The organism is Streptomyces sp. NPDC060035 (genome assembly GCF_042736635.1).
Taxonomy (GTDB): domain Bacteria; phylum Actinomycetota; class Actinomycetes; order Streptomycetales; family Streptomycetaceae; genus Streptomyces.
In genome coordinates, this window is sequence record NZ_JBHWVO010000069.1 from 1 (window position 1) to 3,447 (window position 3,447).

The 3,447-nt window shown below is 65.2% G+C and carries 2 protein-coding genes and 3 pseudogenes; 4 read left to right on the forward strand and 1 reads right to left on the reverse strand.

Translation table 11 applies throughout. The annotated features are described in order from the left end of the window. Positions 1–380: pseudogene (locus ACFWBQ_RS38225) on the forward strand (hypothetical protein); the annotation flags it as partial. Between the two features lie 118 nt (positions 381–498). Beyond that, a pseudogene (locus tag ACFWBQ_RS38230) lies at positions 499–840 on the forward strand (DUF4240 domain-containing protein); the annotation flags it as partial. A gap of 483 nt (positions 841–1,323) precedes the next feature. On the opposite strand, the gene ACFWBQ_RS38235 reads toward ACFWBQ_RS38230, so the two are convergent. Continuing rightward, positions 1,324–1,752: a winged helix-turn-helix transcriptional regulator gene (locus tag ACFWBQ_RS38235; protein WP_385508641.1), complete on the reverse strand. Its 429-nt coding sequence runs from the start codon at positions 1,750–1,752 to the stop codon at positions 1,324–1,326. A 92-nt stretch (positions 1,753–1,844) separates the two neighbouring features. Here ACFWBQ_RS38235 and ACFWBQ_RS38240 point away from each other — a divergent pair, with 92 nt between their 5' ends. Both ACFWBQ_RS38240 and ACFWBQ_RS38245 read left to right on the forward strand, forming a co-directional pair. Next, positions 1,845–2,684 carry an SDR family oxidoreductase gene (locus tag ACFWBQ_RS38240; protein WP_385508643.1) on the forward strand — a complete coding sequence of 280 codons (840 nt, stop codon included), beginning with the start codon at positions 1,845–1,847 and terminating at the stop codon, positions 2,682–2,684. A 524-nt stretch (positions 2,685–3,208) separates the two neighbouring features. Beyond that, a pseudogene (locus ACFWBQ_RS38245) lies at positions 3,209–3,355 on the forward strand (transposase family protein); the annotation flags it as partial. Positions 3,356–3,447: the final 92 nt, after the last annotated feature.

Here is a 3,447-nt window from a genome sequence, read left to right on the forward strand (position 1 = left end):
ACAAGCAGAAGAGTGCCGAGCAGCAAGTCTCACCGCATCAACAACTGTCCCTTTTCATCCGTACGCGGGTGGGGACGTTCATGTGTACGCCGACAACCGGTCTGCTGACAGCCACGGTCGTCCGACAGATTGCCGTGGAGAGCAAGCCCCATCCCGACACCGGTCAGCCACGACGAACCACATTCTTCTTTCTGCAAGCATCAGCAGAAACCCGCGATGCGTGGAACCACCATGTCAAGGGCGACGGAGAGGACGCTGGCCTCATCTTCGCCTGCCGGTTCTTCCCCCTCCCTCTGGAGCAACCACTGGCGGACGACCAGGACGCATGGCTGGGCCACATTGACCCGCGCTGGACCACCGTCACCGTCGACAGTCAGTAATCAAAGGTCGGCCCCAGCCGCTGAATACGCGACACCTCAACAGGCGGGCTTACCAGTCTCACACCCCAAGATCCCGCGACCGGCCCGATGTCAGTACCAGGTGGCAGGCTCTGCCTCCATGAACAAGCAGCAGTTCTGGCAGCTCATTGAGGCAGCCCGCAATCAGGCGTCCGACCCGAAGGACGGCGAAGCGGTCGCTCGCGAGGCGACCTCGCTGCTGGCCTCCCGGCCGGTCGAGGAGATCGTCGCAGCTGAGCAGGTGCTGTGGGACCTGATGGTTGACTCCTACACCAATCCTCTGTGGGCCGCTGCATACATCGCCAACGGTGGGTGCTCTGACGACGGCTTCGACTACTTCCGCGGCTGGCTGATCGCTCAGGGCCGTGGAGTCTTCGAGCGCATAGTCGCTGACCCCGATGCCCTGGCAGAACTACCCATCGTTCAAGCCTCCGCAGCCGAGCACAGCGAGGCAATGGACGAGTTCATCGAACGGGCCCGCGCCATCCTGGGCATCAACGACTAGGACGTGCGCCGGCGTCATGCGGGCCAGCGGGCCGGCCCGTTGTCGCTCGGTCGTTCCCATCCTCTCCGAAGCCCCATGCCGAGGATGTGGAGACGGTCGTGAGACTGAACGGCTGGACACGGTGTGAGACTCCACAAGAAACCGCAGGTCACAGCCTCGTCCTAGGACACGAGCCGCGACTCCCTACACGCCGTGCGGGATCTCAGTTTGACTGGCCGAATCTCACGGCCGGTGGCCATTCCGTGGCCGATCGGCCACGGAACTGAGACTGGCTGGGCACCCTGTTCACTCGTTGGAGTGAGCCGCACGTGGGACAGGTCCTCCATGGACAGTGTCTTTTCTGCCACTGGTCCGTGCTGGGGGCACGCATGAACCTATTTGCTGTCACGGTCAGCGTTCGTTGTCGAGGTGATGAAGCTGTTAAGGGCCTGGGGTGGTCAGCTGCTTCGCTTGACCTGTTGCGCTCAGCCGCTCCGTGGCGGACGCCCCGCTGGCTGCCAGCCGCTGTGTGATCCGGTCGAACAAGTCCGTCAGTGGCCCACCGAGGTCCTGGCCGAACTCAGTCAGCCCGTAGGTGACTTGGGGTGGCGTCGTCGGCTCGACCTTCCGCCAGATCAGGTCGTCCTGGACCAGTGCGCGCAGTGTCTGAGCGAGCATCTTCTCGCTGATGCCCTGGATGCTGTCGCGCAACTCGTAAAACCGAAGGTCGGTGCTCCGCAAGGCGATCAGCACCCAGGTACCCCACCTGCTGGTCACGTGGTCGACCACGTTGCGCGCAGGGCAGTCGGTGTGAAACACCTCATACCGGTTGCCCGCCTCGGCCTGCGTCAGCTGCGCACCTTCACTCATGTCTGGAGCTTACCTCTGGGTATGTTCTTACGAAAAGTAAGCCTGCCTCTTAGCGTCAATTGCCGCAGTGCACAACGAACTAGGAGCTGAACATGATCGTGGTGACCGGGGCTACCGGGAATGTGGGCCAGCCTTTGACGCAGGCCCTGGCCAAGGCGGGCGAGCAGGTGACGGCGGTGTCACGGTACGCGGCGGCAATGCCGGACGGGGTTCGGCACGTGTCGGCTGACTTGGCCGAGCCGCAGGGCCTCACCCCCGCTTTGGACGGGGCGAAGGCGCTGTTCCTCCTGCTGTCCGGCGACCTGCACGCCCCCGAAGCCAGGCCGACCGACATTATCGACCTGGCCGCTGCCAGCGGGGTCCGCCGAGTCGTCCTGCTGTCTTCGCAGGGCGTGGCGACCAGGCCGCTCGGCCCGTCGCGGATCGCGATGCGCGCGGTGGAGGACGCGTTGAGAGAGTCCGGCCTGGACTGGGCCGTCCTACGACCGGGCGGCTTCGCCTCCAACGCTTTGGCGTGGGCGGAGTCCGTCCGCACGCAAGGGGCGGTCGCCGCACCCTTCGGTGATGTCGGGGTTCCGATCGTCGACCCGGCGGACATCGCCGAGGTCGCGGCGGCCTGCCTGCTGGACGACCGGCACACCGGCGGAATCTTCGAGCTGACCGGGCCCGAGGTGATCACGCCCCGTCAGCAGGCGGAGGCCATCGCTGCCGCGCTCGGCTCGCCGGTGCGGTTCCACGAACTCACCCGCGAGGAGGCCAAGGCCGCGATGACCCAGTTCGTGCCGCCGGAGCTCGCCGACGACACCCTGGACATCATCTCCGCCCCGAACTCCGCCGAACTGCGGATCAGCTCGGACGTGGAACGAGTCCTCGGTCGCGCTCCGCGCCCCTTCAATGACTGGGTCGCCCGTAGCATCGCTGCTTTTCGCTGAGGCACAACTCGGCTGAAGCGTTGGGGCAGCCTCGTGCGACTACGGCCGCAGGGGGCTGCCCGTCGCGTCACCGCCCACCACCATCCGAAACTCAAGAGTCGGAGGCACCTGACAGGGTCCTACTGGTCTCCTGCGCCGGAGATCCGTTGGCAGGAGCGGGCGAGGGAGTCGAGGATCTCTTCGGCTGTTTCGGTCCAGGTGAACGGGGTCGAGTTCTCGTTCCACTGGCTGTACCCAGGCGCGGACGTCAGCTTCCAGGAAGAGGGGCGATATCTTGTGGATGGCCTCCCGCGGGCCATCCGCCTGCTCCTCGTGGCCGGCCCGGGGATTCGGACGCAACCGTGAGACTGGCTGGCTTGGACACGGCGTGAGACACCTGGGCCAGCCCCAGCTCTCAGCCTCTGAATAGGACACGAACCGCGAGAACCTACAGTTGCAGAAGGCTGTGGGGCGGGTATTTCTCCTGTGCGGGTGGGGTGTTGCGGGCTGAGCCGTTGTGGGTTGAAACGTTCACCGGGCTGCGGATGCGGCAGTTCGATCGGCTGCTGAAGGTCGTGCGTGAACGGGGTGGGAACGGGCCTGGTGGGGGTCGGCCGTGGTGCCTGCCGCTGGCGGACCGGGTATTGCTGGTGGCCGTCTACTACCGGACCAACCTCACGATGCGGCAGCTACTGAAGTTGAATGTGTGATGTCGGCCTGATCGTGTCAGCTGGTCAGGGTCAGGCCGGTGCCTATGAGGCAGCCGTCGATGAGGTGCGGTCGG